Origin of the sequence: Streptomyces sp. NPDC006140 (assembly GCF_040628815.1) — a bacterium.
GTDB lineage: Bacteria > Actinomycetota > Actinomycetes > Streptomycetales > Streptomycetaceae > Streptomyces.
Map to the genome: position 1 here is coordinate 829301 of NZ_JBEXTS010000002.1, position 19740 is coordinate 849040.

The window sequence follows — 19740 nt, forward strand, 5'->3', positions numbered from 1 at the left end:
GCTAATTTTCTTTCGAGGCAGGCCCCTTTTTCGTTTCCGTGCTGACCTGCGAGTGTCGACGGTCAAATAATTCCCCGCGCTCTGCATGATCAACGTCAGTCAATTCCCCACCCCCGCGGTCAGCGGCACCATGGCCGGCGTCCGGTGCAGCGGGCGCCCCCAGCACCCGGCGTCACAGGCGCGCCTGGCACCGCATTCGCTACGCCACCGGGTTCAACGGCCCTGTCCGGCCTACGTCGAGACAGGGCGCGTGTTCCTCCGTAGCTCGCCGAGTATGCGCGCCTGCTCGGCCCGGTAGCGTTCGATGGCGGCCAGTTTGACGCCTTCGTATCCGCGAACGGCATCGGGCAGTTCCGCGAGCCGGCGGACTTCGGCCAGGTTCTCCTCGTTCAGGAGCACGAGCGAGGCGTTGATCGATTCGCGGTACTCGTCGACGAGTTCACGCTCGATGCGTCTCATGCGCTGGAGTCCGAACACATCGAGGCAGGTTCCTCGAATGGGTCGCAGCGCACGCAGCAGTCTGAACACTGGGCGGAACCAGCTCCCGAGAGCGACCTTCCTCTGCATGCCTGCGGCGCGCAGGACGGGCGGATGCAGCCGGTAGGTGCGCCGGCTCGCGTTTCCGAATACCGCGGTGATGTGGTCGTCCACGACGGGATCGAGGGCGAGCCGAGCGACCTCGTACTCGTCCTTATACGCCATGAGCTTGTGGAGATAGCGGGCGACGGCCTCGGTCAGCCCGGTGGAGCCGCCGGCGGCAGCGCGCTCCGCGGCCGCCACCGTCTTGAGAAAGTCGACGTACGTGCGGGCGTAGCGCCTGTCCTGGTAGTCGATGAGGTCGGCCACGCGCACGGTGAGGAGGCGATACAGCTCCGATTCCACATCATCGGTGACCGAGGCCACGAGCTCGGTGGTTCCGGCGGGGAGCCGTGGCAACGCCTCCGTTGGCATCGAGCCGGCCTGCGCGGCGCGCAACGCCTCGGGGTCGGCGACCGCCTGGCGGCCTCGCCGGAAGGCCTGCACGTTGCGCTCGACGGCGACTCCGTTCAGGGCGATGGCCTCTTCGACGGCCGATGCCGACATCGGTAGCAGACCGGTCTGGTACGCGGCGCCCACCAGCAGCATGTTGGCGTACTGCTCGTCGTCGAAGAGCTGCGTGGCCAGTGCGCCGGAGTCCAGCGCGACGAGTCGGCGCGTCGCGTCGTCGACGGCACGGCGCACGACAGCGGGAGCGGGGAAGCTGACGGCCGTGTCGACCACCATCCGCCCGGTGGGTATCTCGGTCGTGGCCATGACGGCGACCGTGCGGTCGACGGAGGCGACGGAGAGGTACTTCGGGTCGGTCGCGACCAGCGGATCGCAGGCGAGGCAGAGGTCGCACTGCCCTTCGGAGAGCTTCGCCCCTTGTTCCACGACGTCGGCAGTGATCTTGATGTCGGAGACGACCGCGCCACCCTTCTGCGCCAGTCCGGTCTGGTCGAGGCTACGGGCGTGGCGGCCGTCGATGACGGCCGCGGTCGCCAGCACCTGCGAGATGGTGACGATGCCGGTTCCCCCGATCCCGGTGATCCGCATGCAGAAGGAGTCGGTACCGGCCGTGCGGGCCGGCTCGGCGACGTCGGTGGCACCCAGGGCGGGAAGTTCGGCGCGCTTCGGCTTGCCTGCGGGTGTGATGGTCATGAAGGCCGGGCAGTCGCCGTCGAGGCACGAGTAGTCCAGGTTGCACGAGGACTGGTCGATGCGGGTCTTGCGGCCGAACTCGGTCGTGACCGGGTGGACCGAGAGACAGTTCGACTTGCGGCCGCAGTCGCCGCAGCCCTCGCAGATGCGCTCGTTGATCCACACGCGCGTCGTCGGCGCCTCGGCCTTGCCACGCCGGCGCGCACGCCGTTTCTCGGCGGCGCATTCCTGGTCGTGGATGAGGACGGTGACACCGGCAGTGGCCTTCAGTTCTGCCAGCGCGTCCTCGATCTCGGCCCGGTCCAGAACCTTCACCGACTTCGGAAGCCGGGCCCGGGGGATGCGGGCCCTGTCCTCGGTCGTGATGATCACCTTGGCGACGCCTTCGTCGAGGAGCGTGGCGGCGAGCCGGTCGACCGGCAGGGCGCCGACGGCGTCCTGGCCGCCGGTCATGGCGACCGTTCCGTTGTAGAGCAGCTTGAACGTGACGTTCACTCCCGCGGCGATCGCCGCCCGGACGGCCAGGCTGCCCGAATGCATGAAGGTGCCGTCACCGATGTTCTGCACGAAGTGGTCATGGTCGATGAACGGCTCCATGCCGATCCACTGAGCCCCTTCCCCGCCCATCTGGGTCATGCCGACGACCGAGCCGACCTGTTCGGGATCCATGAACACGACCATGGAGTGACAGCCGATCCCAGCGCCGACCAGTGAGTCCCCGCCGGCGGTGGTCGAGGTGTTGTGCGGGCACCCCGAGCAGTAGTAGGGGCTGCGGGCCAGGAGCGGCAGCGACAACGCTGTGCGGGCCCTGGGCCGTTGACGCCAGGCGCGGGCCGCTTCGATGCCGAGCGGAGCGAGCACCCTGGACAGGCCGGTGGCGATGCTGACCGCGTCGAGCTCTCCTGAGCGGCTGAACAGCGACCGCCCGTCCTTGTCCTGCTTGCCGTGGATGGCCGGGGCGTCGGGGCGGCCGTAGAGGATCTCCTTGACGGCGGCTTCGAGGAACGGCCGCTTCTCCTCGACGACGACCACCTGGTCGAGGCCGTCGGCGAAGTCGATGACGGCGTCGCGTTCGAGGGGGAAGACCATGCCGAGCTTGAGGATCCTGATGCCGTACCGTGCGAGGTCCTTGTCGGTGAGGCCGATGAGGCGGAGGGCCTCGCGGACGTCGAGATAGGTCTTGCCGGACGTCAGGATGCCAATGTTGTCCGACGGCCCGCGCTGGACCACGCGGTTGAGGCCGTTGAGCCGGGCGTACTCCACGGCGCGGGGGAGCCGGACGTCGTGCAGGCTGCGCTCGAGGGCCATGAGGTTGGCGCCCAGGAGCATCGAGCTCGGCTTGTGCGGGCTGGGGCCCGCGTCGCCCTCGTGGACGGTGATCCGATCGCGCGCCACGACGGCCGTGGACGCCGCGTCCGCCACTGCGGTGGTGATCTTCAGGCCCGTCCACAGGCCGCTGAAGCGGGAGAGGAACTGCGCGTGGAGCCCGAAGTCGAGGACGTCCTGCGCATCGGCCGGGTACATCGTCGGGATCACCAGGTCCGCGAGTGTGGCCTCGCTGGCACAGGGCACGCTGGACGACTTGGCCCCCGGATCGTCGCCGACCAGCGCGACAGCACCACCGGAGGGGCCGGTGCCCACCAGGTTCGCGTGGCGGAGGGCGTCGGAGGCGCGGTCGAGACCGGGGGACTTGCCGTACCAGATGCCCACGACGCCGTCGACGTGGGAACTGCCGATCTGCCCGGCCAACTGGCTGCCCATGACGGCGGTCGCGGCGAGCTCCTCGTTCAGCCCTGGCTTGTGGACGACGTCGTACTCGTGCAGCAGTGACCCGCGGCGCGCCAACTCGATGTCGTATCCGGCCAGAGGCGATCCCTCGTACCCCGATACAAATGTCGCGGTATGCAGTCCGTTCAGGCTGTCACGCCTGGAGCGGTCCAGCAGAACGCGGACGAGAGCCTGGATCCCGGAGAGGTGCACGACGCCTTCTTCGCGCCCGTAGCGATCGTCCAGACGGAAGCGCCTGCCGGCCGGCTGCCCGGCCTCGGGGATGGATGCAGTCATCGTCCTCTTCCTCACCAAGAATCTGTGACACGACATCGACCACGGGCCAGGTTGCTCACGGTCATCCGGGTTCAGTCAGCCGTGCAGTCGCCCAGCCGAGCAGTGCGCCGCGGAACGCCGATACCAGTCGGTGCGTGATCTGCGCGGGCGACAGCGCGAGCGTCTCCCGGAGGTCGAAGATCTCCCGGGGGTCGAAGAGGACGTTCCACAGGAAGGCCGCCTCCTCCTCGACTCCGGCGAGCTCGCTGACTCCGAGAATCGCCACGAGTTCGCGGATGGGGCGGGCGAGTGCCTCCGCCTGCCCTTTCAGGTACGGCTCATCGGCCTTGTGGCGCGCGAGGAACCCTTCCGATGATCGTCGGTGCACCAGCGCGGCGCCTTCGGCGAGGATGAGTTCCACCCAGTAGCCGCAGACACGCTCGAGCAGGAGGAGACCGTTGCCCGGCTGTTCGAGACTGTAGTCGCGGAACTTGCCCCCGATACCCCGTCGGTAGGCGCTGAGCGCGTCGTCCGCGGACTCGAAGTGCCGGTAGGCCGTCGCGACCGAAACGTTCGCCTGCCGGGCGATGTCGGCGAGACTGATCGGCTGCCGGCAACGCTCGAAGAGCTCCGCAGCGGCCTGGATCAGCTTGGTGTTGTTCTCTCGTTGGTCCTTGCGCACTACACGGCTCATTTCGCGGGTGCTTTGGCCTGCGCGCGCATGCTCTGCTCGGAATCCGCGATCCGCGCCAGTTCGGCGACGATGTCCCGTGCCTTCCTCAGGGGCACGGCGACGACGCCGTCGGAATCCGCAACGACGATGTCGCCAGGGTTGATGACGACGCCCCCGATGGCGACGGGTGTTCCGACGGCTCCCGGACCGTTCTTCCACGGACCCGCCGGCGTGACCGTACGCGCCCATACGGGGAATCGCTGCTGCCGGATTTCGTCGCGGTCCCTGACCGCTCCGTCGACGATCGCTCCTACGGCACCCCGTGAGGAGAAGTACTGGGCGAGGATGTCGCCCATCACCGCCCGGCCCGCGTAGCCGAATCCGTTGATGACGAGGAAGTCGCCGGGTTCGATGTGCGCGACGGCGTCGATCACGGCCAGATCGTCTCCGGCGACCGTGAGGACCGTCAGGGCGCTGCCCACGGCACGGCAGCCGTCCCAGATGGGGGTGATGCCGCCGTCGGGCATGCCGAGACGCCCGAGGGCGTCACCGATGTTCGCGACCGAGTGCCGCTGGAACTCCTCCAGCAGCTCCCTGTCGGGACGCTGCCACTTCGGGCCGACCTCGATGTTGGGCGAGCCGGCCGCTGTCGGCGCGTAGGTCATTTCTGCGGTTCTCCTGTCCTGTGCTGCGTGGGTGCCTGGACGGCGTCGATCTCGATGGAGGTGTCCGGGAGTCCGTGCGCCCGGGCTGTGACGGTGATTCGCCCCGGTTCCCCGGTGGCCCGGACGATCGCCAGGGCGCGCCCCCGGAACGATGTGGCGCAGGCGTCGAGGAAGCTCTCCTCGGTGGCCGGGGCTCCCGTACCGAACCCTTGAAGGACTCCGGGGCCGTCGACTTCGATCGTGATCTCCGTGTCCCGGTTCGGGTTGAGCACGCCGTTGTCGTCGACCAGGGCGATGTCGATGTGAGCCAACCGCTGGGGATCGGCGGGGAGTACGGTGCGGTCCGTCTCGAGGCTCAGGTGTGTGGGTTCGCCGGCGGTGCGCAGCGCCGAGCGTCCCACCTCTGCTCCGTTGCGGTACGCCACGACCTCCAGAACGCCGGGCTCGTAGGGAACGTCGGCCTCGGCGACGAAGTTCCGCTCGGTACCGACGGGCACGGTCGCGACGGTGGTGCCGTTGAGCCGGAACTCGACCTCGTCTGCCGCCGCGTAGGCCTCGACGTGCAGCGGCGAGCCGACGGGAACGTCGAATGTCCAGCTGGGCGAGACGTCGGTCCAGGTCCACGCCCTGGGCTTGATGACGTAGCCGTCCTCGCGGGGGCGTCGCACGGCGAGGTAGGGCTTGCTGGTGAGCCCGTAGACGATCTCGCGGTAGTACGAGATCGGGTGGCGCTGTCCGGTGATGTCGATGTCCCCGCACTCGGCGGTGAGCCAGGGGTAGGGGGCGCGGTGCACCTGCTGATCCTCGGGATAGACATGGCGTCCGGTTCCGACCTCACCGAGGAAGTCCCATGCGGTCCAGGTGAAGTCGCCGATGACGTGGGGGTTCTCGGTGACGAGCTGCCACAGTTGGTCGATCTTCGTCGGGAACGTCTCCGAGCCCACGACCACGCGGTTGGGATGGGTCTCCTTGTCCAGCACGTACCGGCTCTCGCCGTAGTTGAGCCCCACGACGTCGAGGACGGAGGCGGGCTCGGCGAGCCGCTCTCCGACGACAGGGGAGGCCATGAGGGCGTCGAGCAGGTGCATGGCCTGGCCCAGGTAGTCGTTCAGCCCGCGGGGAGCGGTGCCCAGCTGCAGCTCCGCCTTCAGCGCGGGGATCTTGTCACGGGCGATGTACATGCCCTGCAGAGCGTGGGTGACCAGGCGGGTGGGATCCTGCGCGCGGACCCTGTCGGCGATGCGGCGGCCCCACCGGGCACCGTGCGGGGTTCCGGCCTCGATGATCTCGTTGCCGATCGAGTACATGATCACGCTGGGATGGTTGACATCCTTCGCCACCATCGCGTCGACGTCGCGCTCCCACCACTGCGGGAACCTCCGCGAGTAGTCGTCGCCGGACTTCGGGACCGTCCACACGTCGAACAGCTCGTCCATGACGAGCATGCCGAGCCGGTCGCAGGCATCGAGCAGGGCGACGCTCATCGGGTTGTGAGCGGAGCGCAGGGCGTTGAAGCCCGCGGCCTTGAGCATCCGCACCCGCCGCTCGGCGGCGTCGGCGAAATCCGCGGCGCCGAGGATGCCGTTGTCGTGGTGGATCGCACCGCCGCGGAGCTTGACCGTCTCGCCGTTGACGCGCAGGCCGCGGATCGGGTCGGCGGTGACGGTACGGATACCGAAGTGCGTGGATGCCTCGTCGAGCGGGCCGTTGTCGTCGGAGAGGCGCACGGACGCGTGGTAGAGGTGCGGTGAGTCGACGCTCCACAGCGACGGCTGCCGGACGTAGGCCCGTTGACAGGTGCTGATCGTGTCGCCGGCCAGCAGCGTGACCCGGGACCGGTCCGAGGCCACGACCGTGCCCGCGGTGTCCCGGATCTCGAGTAGCACCTCTACCACGCGGGTCGATACGTCCTCGTTGACGATCTCGGTCGACGCGACCACGGTGGCGAGATCGGAGTCGACGTCCGGGGTGGTCAGTCGCAGGCCCGTCGGAGTGACGTGGACGAGGCCACCGACGAGGAGGCTGACGGGACGATGGATGCCGCCGCCGGAGTACCAACGGGAGTCCTGGTGCGCCTGGGCGTCCACCCGGACCGTGTTGACCTGGCCGTACTTCAGAAAGGGGTCCGCGCTGACGTGGAAGCGGGAGTAGCCGCCTGCCCACTGGCCGGCGAGAGCACCGTTGAGATAGACCATCGCATCGCGGTAGACACCTTCGAACTCGAAGGCCACTCGCTTCGCCGCCCATTCCGCCGGAACGTCGAACTGCTTCTCGTAGGTCCACTTTCCGTCGCGGAAGTAGCCTGTCTGCGGTCCGCCGGAGTTCTCTGCGGACCGTCCTCCTCTCAGCATCGCGTCGTGCGGCAGGGTGACTTCTTCCTCGCCGGCACCGGCGACCACGATCGCCTCGTGAACGGACACGAGAGGGCCGACGCGCCAGGCGTCGTTGAACGGGATGCGGATCATCGAAGTTCCTTGTTCGAGCGTGTCAGAGGGTCGCGGCCGTGGGGTCCCAGTTCTCATGCAGCGGGTCCGGCGATGCCACGGTGGATTCGAGGGGCAGCGATGTCCCGGCCCGCGCCGATTCCTCGATGGCGAGGAGCACATCGAGCACGTGGCAGGCGAGTGCGCCGGAGGCGCGTTCCGGTACGTCGTCGCGAATCGAGCAAGCGAGATCCAGGACGCCCACTCCTCGGCCCCAGGTGGACCCGATTGCGGGTACGTCTTCTGGCTCCGCGTGAAAGGGGACGAGCCTGCCCGTCCCCTCGAAGCGGTTGGGGTTCGGCACCTCCAGTGACGCCTCCATGCCGTGGAGTTCGAGCAGGTCGCGGCGGATTCCCGAATCGAAGCTCGTGACGAGCACGGCCCGAGCGCCGGAGGCGAACTCGAGCAGGGCCATGTGCTGACTGGGTACGCGCACCTCGAACTCGGTCCCCGCGTCCGCACCGAACAGGACTCGCCTGACGGCCCGTGCGGTCGAGGAAACCGCGCTCACGCGCCGCACGGCACCCAGGGTCTGCACGAGCGCCGTGACGTGGTACGGGCCCATGTCCAACAGCGGGCCGGCGCCCTTGTCGTAGTAGAAGGCGGGATTCGGGTGCGAGCCTTCCGGTCCCGGCGACTGCATGATCGCCAATGCGCTCTTGGGCTCACCGATACGGCCTGCGAGGACCGCTCGTTGTACCGTCTGCAGCGCACCACCGAGGAACGTGTCGGGCGCGCAGGCCACGCGAAGTCCTCGTCGACCGGCCTCGTCCAGCAGCGTCCGTGCGTCGCGGCGGCTGGTGGCCAGGGGCTTCTCGCTCCAGACGTGCTTGCCGCTCGCGAGGATCCGGGCCGACACATCGAAGTGAGCGGCGGGAATGGTGAGGTTCAGCACGATCTCGATGTCGTCGCACGTCAGGAGCTCCTGGACGAGCAGGGCCCGCAGCCCGAACTCCCGCGCGACAGCACCGGCGCGGTCCTGGTCGAGGTCCGCTATCGCCACCACGTTCAGATCGGGGAACCGCGTCATGTTCTCGAGGTAGTACCGGCTGATGACGCCGGCGCCGATGACACCGACGCCCACCCGCTTCGCGCTCATCGGTCGGTCTCCAGGAGGTGACGCAGACTCTGCCGCACGGCTTCGAACGGGTCGCCCGCGTAGTCGTCCAGTTCCACGATGCGGACCGCTTCCGGTGCTCCCCGCAGAATGTCCGTCACCGGCATCGCACCCTGGCCGACCGGCTGCTGCTCCGTGAGCGTCGTGGTGTACGGGCCGTCCTTGACGTGCAGGAACTGGACGCGCGTCCCGAGCCGGGAGATCAACTGCACGGCGGAGGCACCGCCGACCTCCGCCCAGAAGGTGTCGAGTTCCAGGACGACGTCGTCGTCGAGCGCCTCCGCGAAGACTTCGAGGCCGGTCCGGCCGTCGAAGTCCTGACGGACCTCGTGGTCGTGGTTGTGGTATCCGATGGTGACGCCCTCGTCCCGGGCACGCCTCGCGACGGCGTTCAGATCAGCGGCGGCCGCTTCGATGTCCCCGCGCGTGGTCCATCGCTCGGCGCCGATCCGCGGTTCGACGAGCGTGCCGATCCCGAACTCGGCCGCCGCGCGGACGACCGCGGAGGCGTCTGCGTCGTCGCCGACAAGGCCGGCGTGTGCGCTGAGCGGGCGCAGCCCTGTCTCGGCCAGCGCGTGCCGGTACTCGTCCCGGTACTGCTCGAACCTCCACAACTCCACGTTCTCGAATCCCATCGCGGCGACGCGCTCCAGCGTCCCCGGGAGATCCGTCTTGATGCCGTCCCGCAGCGTGTAGAGCTGAACTGAGTACACGTGCTCGGTCATTCGCCTTCCCCTGGTCCTTGGCCCTTCGCAGGACGTTCCTGTCGAGCGGCTGCGAAGGCCTCGCTGGAGGCGCGCAGGTCGTCGTACTCGGCGTCGAGCAGCAGGGTGGGGCACAGCCCGTCCAGGACGCCATGGGCGAGCAGGGCGTAGCCGTGAGGATCTGTGGCGCCGCCCTGGTAGTTGCCGGTCGTCGCGGCCATGTCCTCGGGCAGGATCCGGACCATGCGCGGCAGCTTCGCGAATGCCTCGGCCAGCGGCGGCGAGAGGGCCGGCAGGACGGAGTGCATGACCGAGCAGGCCGGTACCAGGGTGGCGGGCAGCCAGCCGTCGTCGTTGCGCAGGCGCAGTACGGCTCCGGCGGCGAGGTTCGCGCCCGCGCTCGCCCCGCCGACGGTGATCCGGGCCGGATCGGTCCCGAGCACCGCTGCGGGCACCGGGCCGTGCGGACCGGGAACGCTCTGGTCGGTGATGCCGACCGAGGGCAGGGCCGGTGCGGGCTCCCAGGTCCGGTGCTCCCGCAGACGAAGCCGCACGGCGGGATCGGCGAGGGCCTCGGGCCAGGATGGCAGGTCCTTGATCCGGCTGAGCCGGGCGGAGATGCAGGGGCGCAGGGGCATGTAGTCAGGGCTCCAGAGAGTGCGGGGGACGCTGCGGCGGTCGGCGCCTACTTCACGCTCCCGGCGGCCAGCCCGGAGCGCCAGAACCGCTGGAGGACGAGAAACGCGATGATCAGCGGGATCACCGAGAGGAACGCGCCCGTGATGGTGACGTTGTAGGGGATGCCCTGGTTCACCCCTTCCCGCCAGTTGGCCAGGCCGACGGTGACCGGCTGGAGCTCGTCGCTGTTGATCATGAGCAGTGGCAGCAGGTAGTTGTTCCAGATGCTGACGAACTGGAAGAGGAAGATGGTGACCAGGGCGGGCGACATGATCGGTATGGCGACCCGCCAGAAGATCCGGGCCTCGCCGGCACCGTCGAGCCGGCCGGCCTCGAGCAGTTCGTCCGGCACCGACGCCGCGGCGTAGATGCGCGACAGATAGACCCCGAACGGGCTGACGACGCTGGGCAGGAACACCGCCCAGTAGGTGTTGACGAGGTGGACCTCGCTGAACATCAGGTAGAGCGGCAGCGCGAACATGACGTCCGGGATCAGGACCGCACCAAGGATGATGTTGAAGGTCAGATCGCGGCCGCGGAAGGAGTACTTCGCCAGCGCGTACCCGGCCATGGCGGACAGCGTCGTGCTCACCGCGGCCCCGCCGATGCTGTAGAGGGCGCTGTTCAGGAGCCACCGCGTGAAGATGCCGTCCTGTTCGTGGAAGACGTCACGGATGTTGGTCCACAGGTCGAAGTGGGAGAACCACAACCCGTTCGTGGTGAACAGATAGCCCTGGTTCTTCGTCGCGGTGACCAGCAGCCACCAGACCGGGACCAGCGTGTACACCGCGAAGAGCGACATGACCGCGAACACGCCTGCCCGGCCGGCCAGCGGTGTTCTACGCGCTCGCCGGACCGCCACAGCGGTGGCGGCACTGGCTGGTGCGGGGGTGACGGTCGTCATGCGAAGGTGCCCTTCCGCTGGGTGAACTTGAGGAAGCCGAACGACAGCACGAAGGTCAGCAGGGCGAGGATGACCGACTGGGTGGCCGCGTAGTTGTAGTTGTTGACGTCAGCCGACTGCTGAGTCGCCAGGATCGGCGTGTAGGTGGGGGACACGGTCGGGGCGACCTGACTCAGAATCGCCGGCTCGTTGTACAGCTGAGCGGTGCCGATGATGGAGAACACCGTGGTGAGAATCAGCGCCGGACGTACCGCGGGGATCTTCACGTGCCAGGCCACCCGCCACCCGGAGCAGCCGTCCATCACCGCGGCTTCGGTGAGTTCGCCGGGGATCGCCTGCAACGCCGAGTAGATGATCAGCATGTTGAAGCCGGTCCATGCCCACGTCATCATGTTGCCGATCGAAGCGAGCACCAGGTCGCCGGACAGGAAGTTCACCTCGAGCCCGACGTGCCGCAGCGCCGCGGTGAACGGGCTGACGCTCGGCGCGTACAGGAACGACCACATGATCGCCGCGATCACACCCGGCAGCGCGTAAGGCATGAAGTAGATCTGCCGGAAGACCTTCTTGAACACGGCGGCACGCGAGTCCAGCAGCAGTGCCAGAAGAAGCGCCAGGCCCAGCATCACCGGCACCTGCACGATGCCGAGGGCGAACACCCGCAGGAACGACGACATGAACCGGCTGTCGTGCAGCGCCGTCACGTAGTTGTCGAGCCCGGCGAAGGCAGTCGTCGACGGTCCCAGTCCGAGGCCGCTGCGGTTCGTCTTGAAGAAGCTCTGATACACCGCGTAGCCGATCGGTGCGAGCAACATCGCCGTGAACAGCAGCCCGAACGGTGCCAGGAAGAGCACCGCGGAACGAGAGTGCCCACGGCCGGGGGTACGTTTCGCTGTCGAGCCGGCGATGGGGCGGGCGAGCGCGTCGCCAGGCGTTCTTGTCGCCATGCCTGCTCCCTAATCGTGAAGTGGTCCCGTCAGGTCAGGGACCCGTTGTCATTGGTGCTGGTCGGGCTGGTCGTCGCCCGGTGGGGGCGCGGGCGGTAGGGGCATCGGCCAGGAAGGACCACCCGCATGTCAGGGCCGCGAGTGTGAAGCCGCGGCGTCGGCACCCAGCAGGTCAGGAAGGGTGCCGGGCGCCCCGCCGTCGTTCACCGCCCGCATCAGTTCCCGACGCTCAGCCCCTGGTTCTTCATGGCGGCGACGGTGCTGGCCTGGACCGAGGTCACGGCCTTCGGGATCGTGCCCTGCCCGGCTCCGGCCTTCTTGAGCCCGTCCTTCATGTCGGACTGGACCTGGGTCATCGTCGGGCCCCAGACCCAGCCGGTGCTCGTGTTCGCGGCCGCCGTCTTGAAGACGTCATAGATGTTCTGCCCGCCGAAGTAGGCCGACGGCTGGTTCACGGCGGGCAGCTGCTGTCCGCTCGTCGCGGCCGGGTAGATACCCGTGTTCTTGATCAGGCTCGTGACGCTGTCGGTGTCGGTGCTCATCCAGGTGGCGAATTCTGTGGCTTCCTTCGGGTGCTCGCATCCCTTGAGCACTACGGTCGCCGAGCCGCCGCGGTTGCCGGCCGCGTTCTGTCCCTCGATCCACTGCGGCATCGGCGCCACGGCCCACTTGCCGGACAGCTCAGGCAGGTTCTGGGAGACCAGCGGTGCCGCCCACACGGCGCTGACCAGCGACAGCAGCTGCCCGTCCTGCACCTTCTTGAACCAGGCGGTGTCCAGCATCGGCTCGCTGGTGACCAGCTTCTTGTCCAGCAGGCCCTGCCAGTACTGCGCCACCTTCCTCGTCTGCGGGTTGTCGATGGTCACCTGCCACCGGTCGTTCGCCGTACCGAACCACTTGCCTCCGGCCTGCCAGGTCAGCGCCCCCAGGTCATAGGCGTCCTGCGGCGTGGTCGTCAGGTAGGCCGAGGGGTTGGCGGCGTGCACCTTCTGCGCGGCCGAAGCGAAGTCGTCCCAGGTCTTCGGCGGCGAGATCTTGTACTTCTTGAAGAGATCGGACCGGTAGAACAGCGCCATCGGGCCGGCGTCGACCGGGACACCGAACACGCGGTCGCCGACGCTGGACATCTGCCAGGTCCACGGCACGAACTTGCCCTTGCTGGCCTCGGCGTACTTGGAGATGTCCTCCAGCGCGCCGGTGGCGATGAAGTTCGACAGGGTGTCGTACCCCACCTGCCCGAGACAGGGTGCGTTGCCGGCCTTCACGGCGTTCTGCATCTTGGCGTAGCCGCCGATGCTGCCCGCGGGGATCTGGGTGTACTTGACCTTGATGTCAGGGTGCGACTTGTTCCACAGCGCTACGGGCTTGTCGTAGCCGACCGCCGATCCCCAGAACTCCAGCGTCACCGGCTTGCCGTCGGCGCCCGACTCGCCCGAGTCGCCGGAACCGCTACAGGCACTGAGCGTGACGAGCGAGGCAACGGCCAGTATGACCCCAGTCCCCTTCACCCACCGTGAAGCCATGGAAACTCCTTCCGCCGGCCGTCCGCCCTGCGGAGCCTGCCGGTTGATCTGTGAGCGGCGTGTCGTGCACGGAGCCGTTGAGAGCACCCGCCATCGGGCGCTCCTGCGCACGACACCGCCACGTGTATGTGCGATTCAAATCTCAGTTGATGTGTGCGCCGACCTCTCGTCGGCCCACTATGGCTGGCGCGATGCGGTGGCCGTGTGGGGCGGGGTCCGAGGTGGAGAGCGCTTGGGTTCGACCGAGCGGTTCGCTTGAAATGCGAAGCTCATCTCAGTTGCGTCGACTATGGGGCTCCGTGAGTCGCCTGTCAATACCTTCTCGATGGCTTATGACAAGGGGCGCGCCATCGGGAGACGGAGGTGCCGGTGTCAAGCCTGTCGAAGCCTCTGTGACGTGTTCGAGACTTCAAGGTCGCATATGTGTCGCGGCTACCGGCCGAGTCGATGCATGACTGCAGGTATCAGGCCGCGCAGCACCGTGCTGACAGCCTGACGGATTCCGGGCTCTGTGAAATTTTGCCGACAGGTTACGGGATATTGTCCGCGCATTTCATGTGCTGTTCGATCGTTGCGGCGCACCGGAGCTAAAGCGCCTTGATGACGCGCCCGAAGCGGCGCAGTCCCTCTTCGAGAGAGGCTTCGTCCGTGGCGAAGGACAGGCGAATGTGACCTTCGCCTGAAGGGCCGAACTCGGATCCGGCGCGTACGAGCACGCCCCCGTCGGCGAGGCGCTGTACGAGCTCGGCCGAAGACAGTGCGCTGTCGACACGTGGGAAGGCGTAGAACGCTCCGAGGGGCCGCACGACGCTTACGGTGTCGAGACTGTCGAGGTGTCGCATCACCAGATCGCGGCGGCACTGGTAACTCGCCGAGAGCGCGCACAGTTCACTGTCGGAGACGCGTAGTGCCTCGACGGCTGCGTCCTGGACGAAGGTGTTCAGGGGCCCGTTTATGGTGCGGTGAACAAGGTTGATTCTCTCGGCGACATCGGCGGCGGCGCAGACGAAACCGATTCGCCAGCCCGTCATCGCGTACGACTTGGAGAACGTGCCGACAAGTACTACGCGGTCGCGTACGGAGGCCAGTGTCAATGCCGACGTGAACGCGATGCCGTCGAAGACGATGTCGCTGTAAGCCTCGTCCGACAACAGGTAGAGGTCGGGGTGATCGCGGAGGATGTCACCGATTCCTTCGATGTCGGACCTCGAGAACACCATTCCGGTCGGGTTCACGGGATTGCACAGGATGAGCATGCGGGCCCCCGAGGCGGCCTCCGCGAGTGCCTGAAGGTCGAGGGAGCCGTCGGGTCGAGTGGAGATCCACTCGGCCTCGGCCCCTGCCATCGCCACATGGTCGGCGTACAAGGAGTAGGTCGGCTCGGGGAGCACCGCCCGATCACCGGGGTTCAGCAGAGTGAGGATGGTGGCCGCGAGTCCGGCGCTGCCGCCGTGAGTGATGACGACATTCGTGGGATCGAGCGCGTGGTCGTGGGATTGTGCCAGGTGGGAGGCGACCTGCTGACGGAGATCCGGTGACCCGGTGATCCGCGAGTAGCGAGTGCGGCCGGCGCGCAATGCCCGGACAGCCGCCTCCACCACTGGCGTCGGGGTGTCGCTGTCGGGTTCGCCCATGGCCAGGGAGATGGCACCCGGCACCGCGCCGCCTAGCGACTTCGGCCGCCTCGACGCTGCCCTGATGCGTTCCGGAAGGGGGGCGGCCGTTGGGCGAGGGAGGGCGCTCATCCGATCTCCATGGCGTCACGAAGGAAATAAAGTGCGATGAGATTCTCACATCGCGATGAGCGGTTCAAGGGTCGAGGCGCGGCGGATGTGGCGCGCGTGGGTGGCCGCACGTGCGCGAGCGACGTCGTTCGAGGGCACGCTCGAAGAGCACCGGAAGGTCGTCAGGTGGCGGTTGGTCTCTGGAATGCTCGAGCGGCGGCCCCGCCGTCCGGAGCCGCCGCTCATCAGCTGCCGACTGCCTGCTTCAGGCGCGGGCCCAGCCCTGGAGAGCGCCGTAGTAGGCCGCCGTCATGCGGCGGATCGCCGTCTCCTCCGTGAGGCCGGTGCTGACCAGGTCCAAGATCTCCCGCGGGTCGAACATCGCGTTGTACAGAAAGAGCGCATGATCGAAATGTTGATCCGGTACGTCCAGGTGCCGCATCACGCTGCGGATGGGGCGTTCCCAGGCGTCCCGGACCGGAGTGATCACCTCGTCGTTGTTGCGCAGGCGGGTGAGGAACCCCGTGCGCGACCGGATCTGGACCATGGCGGGGCCGTAGCTGCGGACCAGGCGAGCCCATTCCTGGACCACCTCCTCGAACAGGTCCGGTCCGGTCTTGGGGCAATCATGGCTGTAGTTGCGCAGCTGGACGATAACGCCCAGCAGATAGGCCTTGAGGAGCTCTTCGACTGAGGGGAAGTACCGGTAGGCCGTGGCCAGCGACAGGTTGGCTCGCTCCGCGATGGCTGCCATCGTCGCCGCACTGGGCTCTGTCCTGAGAGTTTCGCCGGCGGCCTCCAGGAGCTTGCGCCGGTTGCGGACGGCGTCGCGGCGCGGACTGCGCCCAGCACCCTGTTCCTCGTTCTTGACCGTCAGGGGGAGCCTCCCGGGATGCGTGGTCAGAGAGAGCGTCGTCTCAACTCTGACAAAACGATAGTCACGTCCTTCCGGGGCGCTCAAGCGCTCGGGGTCTGGCCCTGTGGCGGTGACGTGCCTGACTGGCGCAGCTGGCTGATGCCCAGGCTCCATGACGCGGGCGGTCATTGTCTCATCGGAGCTGAGACGGCCCTCTGAATTTTGGAATGTTGGTGGGCTGGTTCCAGCGGCCCGTGCCCGGCTCCGCACTGATCAGCCCGTCGGTGGTGGAGACCGGACCGCGCTCTCCTCGCCGAGCACGCCTACGTGCGCAGTGGGCGTTCGACGGGCGGGATGCTTCCCTCGGGGCCGAGATCGGGGGCTACAACAGTGCCCTGTTCATGGCGGCCGAACTGCTCCTGCTCGGCAACAGCGCCTTCGCGCCCCTGCTGCTGATCGAGGAACCCGAAGCCCACCTCCACCCGCAGCTGCAGACCCGCATCACGGACCTTCTGCGGGAACGCGCCGAGACCGCCACAACGGCTGGGGACACCGCCGGTCCAGGTCATCCTCACCACCCAAGCCGAACCTGGCCTCGGCCATCCCGGTGGAACACTTCACCCTCGTCGCCCGTGGGTCCACCTTCCGCCTGGCCCCATGGCTGACTCGGCTCGACGAGGGCGCCGCCGAAGGCATGCGCAGGGTTGCGGCGGAGTCAGGGTTGCTGCGGGGGACGCCGACGGCCACCGGGACGTCGGTCCCGGGCGCCACCGCCACGGACTCGAACATCGCGTAGGTGTCGGCGACGGCCGCGAGCTCGGCATCCGTCAGGGCACCGGTCCTCGGACCCGACTGGCTCGCCGAGTCAGGGGCCTACAGGGTCACCGGCGTTCGCCGGTGTGGTCCTCGCGTCCATGAGCGAGCTTGCGGTCGGACCCGACCGGGTCAACGTCACCGGCGGTGGCCTCGCCCTCGGGCTCCCCATCGGCATGACCGGTGCCCGCATGGTCCTGACGCTCGCCCTGGAGCTGCGCCGACGCGGCGGAGGCATCGGTGTGGCCACCCTCTCGGGAGGCGGCGGGCAGGGGGACGCCGTCCTCCTGCGCGCGCCCGGACGCGGGTGAACGCCCCCGCCGAGCTCTCGTCACACGGCCGTTGCCCCGCCGTCGACGGGTCTTGCGGATGCCTGCTCAGCCACAGGTCAGCGGCTCCGCTCGGTCAGCCCTGGGAACGCCCTTCCCTGAATTCGGGAACGCGTGGGGCATCGCCGCAGGTGGGATCGGGTTTCCGAGTGACTGCTGAGTGCCGTCATCTGCCGCCGCACAGGGCACTCACTGTTCGGCGAGACCGGTGTTCACTGCAAGCTCTCGGCCTGACCCCGCTGAGGGCTTCACTGATCATGTCGCGCCCGCGACACGGGCCGGAGGTTCTGCCCGGTGTCGGCGCGGGCGGCCGGGAGTACGGCGACGACCTCCCAGCCGTGGACGTTCTCGCGTGGGCGGGCCTGGATACGGCCGCCGAGCGCGGTGACGCGTTCGTTGAGGCCGACGAGTCCGAAGCCACCGCCCCGGGCCGCCTCGGGGAGGCTGGCGCCGCCGCGGCCGTTGTCGCGTACGGAGACTTCCAACTCGCCGTCGGCGTGGCGCAGGGCGACGGTGACCTCGGTGGCGTCGGCGGCGTGTCGGCGGACGTTGGTCAGGGCCTCCTGTACGACGCGGAAGGCGGCGGCCTCGATGTCGTGCGGCAGGTTGTCCGGGACCGAGGGGTCGCGGTGCAGCACGGCCCGGTGTCCGTCGGCGCCGCCGATTCCGTCGAATTGGTCGACCAGGTCGGTGAGAGCCGCCAGGTCACTGGGCGGGCGCTGGTCGGTGAACTCGGCCGGGTCGTCGTGGTCGCGCAGTACGCCGACCGTGCGACGCATCGACGCCAGCGCGTGGGTCGCGGCGTCCTCGATGCTCGCGAGCACCGGGTCGAGGCTCTCGGGTTCGGTGGTGGCCATCATTCGTGCGACCCGCGTCTGCACCAGGATCCCGGTGACGTGGTGGGCCACGAAGTCGTGCAGGTCGGCGGCCATGGCGAGCCGCTCGGCGCGGCGGGTGTCGGTGATGGCCTGGGCGCGGCGGTGGTCCATGGTGCGGAGGTAGGCGGCCGTGCCCGCCGTGCAGCCGGCCAGCAGCAGAAGCACAGCGATTGAGCCGAGGACGGGGCCGCCGGCGTCCGGATCGACGGTGTAGTACGGCACCGGGAGCGCGAGCAGCACGACGCCGTCGAGCAGGCCGCAGACCAGCGCCCAAACGGGCGGACAGGTGCGGACCGCGGTCATCAGCAGGCACAGCAGCACGGTGGCCTGGCCGGGACCGAAGCCGCCCGTCTGTCCGGCCACGGTCAGGAACAGAACGTTCGCGCCGGCGACGAGGGCGGGTACGCCGGTTCGTACCTGCGGCGTGAGCCAGGCCGGTCGGCGGCGCTGGGGCCACAGCAATGCCGCGAGCCCGACCAGCAGAGCGAACAGGTGCGGCCAGAGGTTACCGGCTTGCTCCCCAGCAGCCAGCACGGGGAAATCGGCCCCGCATGCCAGGGAGAGGACCACGACGGCACCGGTGCGTACGCAGCCGGGCTTCGCCGGACGCACCGGCCGTCCGGTGCCGCCACTTGCGGAGTCCTTGACGTTCGTCGTGAGGTTCACGCGGATCACAGTAAGCAGCCGCGCTGCTACCGGTATCAGCCGAATGGCCAAGAAGGGGGCTCGGCCGCCGTGAAGCCTGGCTGTTCGGCCGATGCAGCCGCCCGAGCCCACCGGAGAGATCGGGGTCGCACGTCTTCCCATACGGGTGGCGACCCCATGGAGGGCAAGCTCCGCGGTGTCCGGTCGGCGCTGTCCGACGCCGGGGTGGCGCCCGGCGCGGTCACCAGGGTCGTGCACGCCACCACCCTCGCCACCAACGCCATCCCGGAGCGCAAGGGCGTCCGCGTCGCCCATGTGACGACCCGCGGGTTCCGCAGCATGCTGCCGCTCGGCCGGTACGCGTCGGCCGACTGCTTCGACGTAGCGGAGCGGATCGACCACCAAGGCGGTTCGCTCGTCCCCCTCGACGAGAGTGGCGTGCGGCAGGTCGCCGAGCGGATCGGCGCCGCCGGAGTCGACGCGGTCGCCGTCTGCCTTGGCCCTGTCGGTGGCCCTGCGTACGTCCTTGAGGACTTCCCACCGACCTCCATGCGCCCGGGCGACGTCTTCATGACCGACGACGCCTACAGCGGCGGCATCCACACCAACGACCTGCTGGTCTTCCGGCCGGTGTTCGTCGACGAGCGCGTCGAGCACTTCACCGTCACCCTGATCCACGTCTCGGCACCGCATGGCAGGCGCGCACGTCCTGGTGGAGGCGGCGCGCTCGGCGGCTTTGGGCGCCGCCTTCCCGGCCGCAGAGAGCTCGCCGGAACTGAGCTGTCGCGCGGCCGGAGCCAAGTCCGCCTGCTCGGAGGCATTCTCGGCGGTGGCGGGCGAAATGATCTAGCTGCACGGCGGTATCGGCATCACTGGGAGCACGATGCCCACCGCTACTTCAAACGCGCCCACGGCTCGGCCCACCTGTTCGGTTCACCAGGATGGCACCGCGCACGGCGGTCGACCGAGCTGGTTCTGGTGCCATCCTGATTCCGACGTCCAAAGGGTTCAGCCGCTCGTGGCCGGCCCTTGCCAGCCGCGTTGCCGGTGGCACGGCGCCGAGTCGCGCGCCCCACCC

General features: G+C 68.4%; 15 protein-coding genes and 1 pseudogene. 3 read left to right on the top strand and 13 right to left on the bottom strand.

Annotated features, from left to right (window positions below):
- Window positions 1-231: 231 nt before the first annotated feature.
- The 12 genes from ABZ386_RS08915 to ABZ386_RS08970 form a co-directional block, all read right to left on the bottom strand.
- Entirely contained in the window at window positions 232-3744 is a 3513-nt protein-coding gene (locus ABZ386_RS08915) for an indolepyruvate ferredoxin oxidoreductase family protein (protein WP_358964337.1), read from the bottom strand.
- 61 nt (window positions 3745-3805) lie between these two features.
- The gene (locus ABZ386_RS08920; protein ID WP_355715743.1) at window positions 3806-4405 is read right to left on the bottom strand and encodes a TetR/AcrR family transcriptional regulator; all 600 of its coding nucleotides are present in this window, start codon (window positions 4403-4405) and stop codon (window positions 3806-3808) included.
- Between the two features lie 8 nt (window positions 4406-4413).
- Window positions 4414-5061, bottom strand: a complete 648-nt coding sequence (locus tag ABZ386_RS08925; RefSeq protein WP_358964339.1) for an RraA family protein — start codon at window positions 5059-5061, stop codon at window positions 4414-4416.
- Window positions 5058-7526 carry a glycoside hydrolase family 2 TIM barrel-domain containing protein gene (locus tag ABZ386_RS08930; RefSeq protein ID WP_358964341.1) on the bottom strand — a complete coding sequence of 823 codons (2469 nt, stop codon included), beginning with the start codon at window positions 7524-7526 and terminating at the stop codon, window positions 5058-5060. Before ABZ386_RS08930 ends, ABZ386_RS08925 begins: the two co-directional genes overlap by 4 nt.
- 22 nt (window positions 7527-7548) lie before the next feature.
- On the bottom strand, window positions 7549-8643 hold the full coding sequence (locus ABZ386_RS08935; protein ID WP_358964343.1) for a Gfo/Idh/MocA family oxidoreductase: 1095 nt from the start codon (window positions 8641-8643) through the stop codon (window positions 7549-7551).
- Complete coding sequence (locus ABZ386_RS08940) at window positions 8640-9386, bottom strand: sugar phosphate isomerase/epimerase (protein ID WP_356503624.1); 747 nt, start codon at window positions 9384-9386, stop codon at window positions 8640-8642. Before ABZ386_RS08940 ends, ABZ386_RS08935 begins: the two co-directional genes overlap by 4 nt.
- Window positions 9383-10003: an alpha/beta hydrolase fold domain-containing protein gene (locus ABZ386_RS08945; RefSeq protein WP_355715728.1), complete on the bottom strand. Its 621-nt coding sequence runs from the start codon at window positions 10001-10003 to the stop codon at window positions 9383-9385. The genes ABZ386_RS08940 and ABZ386_RS08945 overlap by 4 nt, the downstream gene beginning before the upstream one ends.
- Window positions 10004-10050: 47 nt before the next feature.
- The gene (locus tag ABZ386_RS08950; protein WP_355715725.1) at window positions 10051-10947 is read right to left on the bottom strand and encodes a carbohydrate ABC transporter permease; all 897 of its coding nucleotides are present in this window, start codon (window positions 10945-10947) and stop codon (window positions 10051-10053) included.
- Window positions 10944-11801 (bottom strand): sugar ABC transporter permease, encoded by an 858-nt coding sequence (locus tag ABZ386_RS08955; RefSeq protein ID WP_355715722.1) that lies wholly within the window; start codon window positions 11799-11801, stop codon window positions 10944-10946. Before ABZ386_RS08955 ends, ABZ386_RS08950 begins: the two co-directional genes overlap by 4 nt.
- A gap of 308 nt (window positions 11802-12109) precedes the next feature.
- Window positions 12110-13417, bottom strand: coding sequence for a sugar ABC transporter substrate-binding protein (locus ABZ386_RS08960; protein ID WP_358964344.1), 1308 nt, complete (start codon window positions 13415-13417; stop codon window positions 12110-12112).
- 587 nt (window positions 13418-14004) lie between these two features.
- On the bottom strand, window positions 14005-15051 hold the full coding sequence (locus ABZ386_RS08965; RefSeq protein WP_356503615.1) for a pyridoxal phosphate-dependent aminotransferase: 1047 nt from the start codon (window positions 15049-15051) through the stop codon (window positions 14005-14007).
- 355 nt (window positions 15052-15406) lie between these two features.
- On the bottom strand, window positions 15407-16102 hold the full coding sequence (locus ABZ386_RS08970) for a TetR/AcrR family transcriptional regulator (protein ID WP_355715713.1): 696 nt from the start codon (window positions 16100-16102) through the stop codon (window positions 15407-15409).
- Between the two features lie 296 nt (window positions 16103-16398).
- Between ABZ386_RS08970 and ABZ386_RS08975 the strand changes: the two genes are divergently transcribed.
- Together ABZ386_RS08975 and ABZ386_RS08980 are read left to right on the top strand one after the other, a co-directional pair.
- A complete protein-coding gene (locus tag ABZ386_RS08975) occupies window positions 16399-16662 on the top strand; it encodes an AAA family ATPase (protein WP_358964346.1) in 264 nt (87 codons plus the stop codon).
- A 164-nt stretch (window positions 16663-16826) separates the two neighbouring features.
- A pseudogene (locus ABZ386_RS08980) lies at window positions 16827-17121 on the top strand (acetyl-CoA C-acyltransferase); the annotation flags it as partial.
- Between the two features lie 266 nt (window positions 17122-17387).
- On the opposite strand, the gene ABZ386_RS08985 reads toward ABZ386_RS08980, so the two are convergent.
- A complete protein-coding gene (locus tag ABZ386_RS08985; protein ID WP_358964348.1) occupies window positions 17388-18683 on the bottom strand; it encodes a sensor histidine kinase in 1296 nt (431 codons plus the stop codon).
- 156 nt (window positions 18684-18839) lie between these two features.
- Between ABZ386_RS08985 and ABZ386_RS08990 the strand changes: the two genes are divergently transcribed.
- Window positions 18840-19652 (top strand): hydantoinase/oxoprolinase N-terminal domain-containing protein, encoded by an 813-nt coding sequence (locus tag ABZ386_RS08990; RefSeq protein WP_356503609.1) that lies wholly within the window; start codon window positions 18840-18842, stop codon window positions 19650-19652.
- The last annotated feature ends 88 nt before the right edge of the window (window positions 19653-19740 follow it).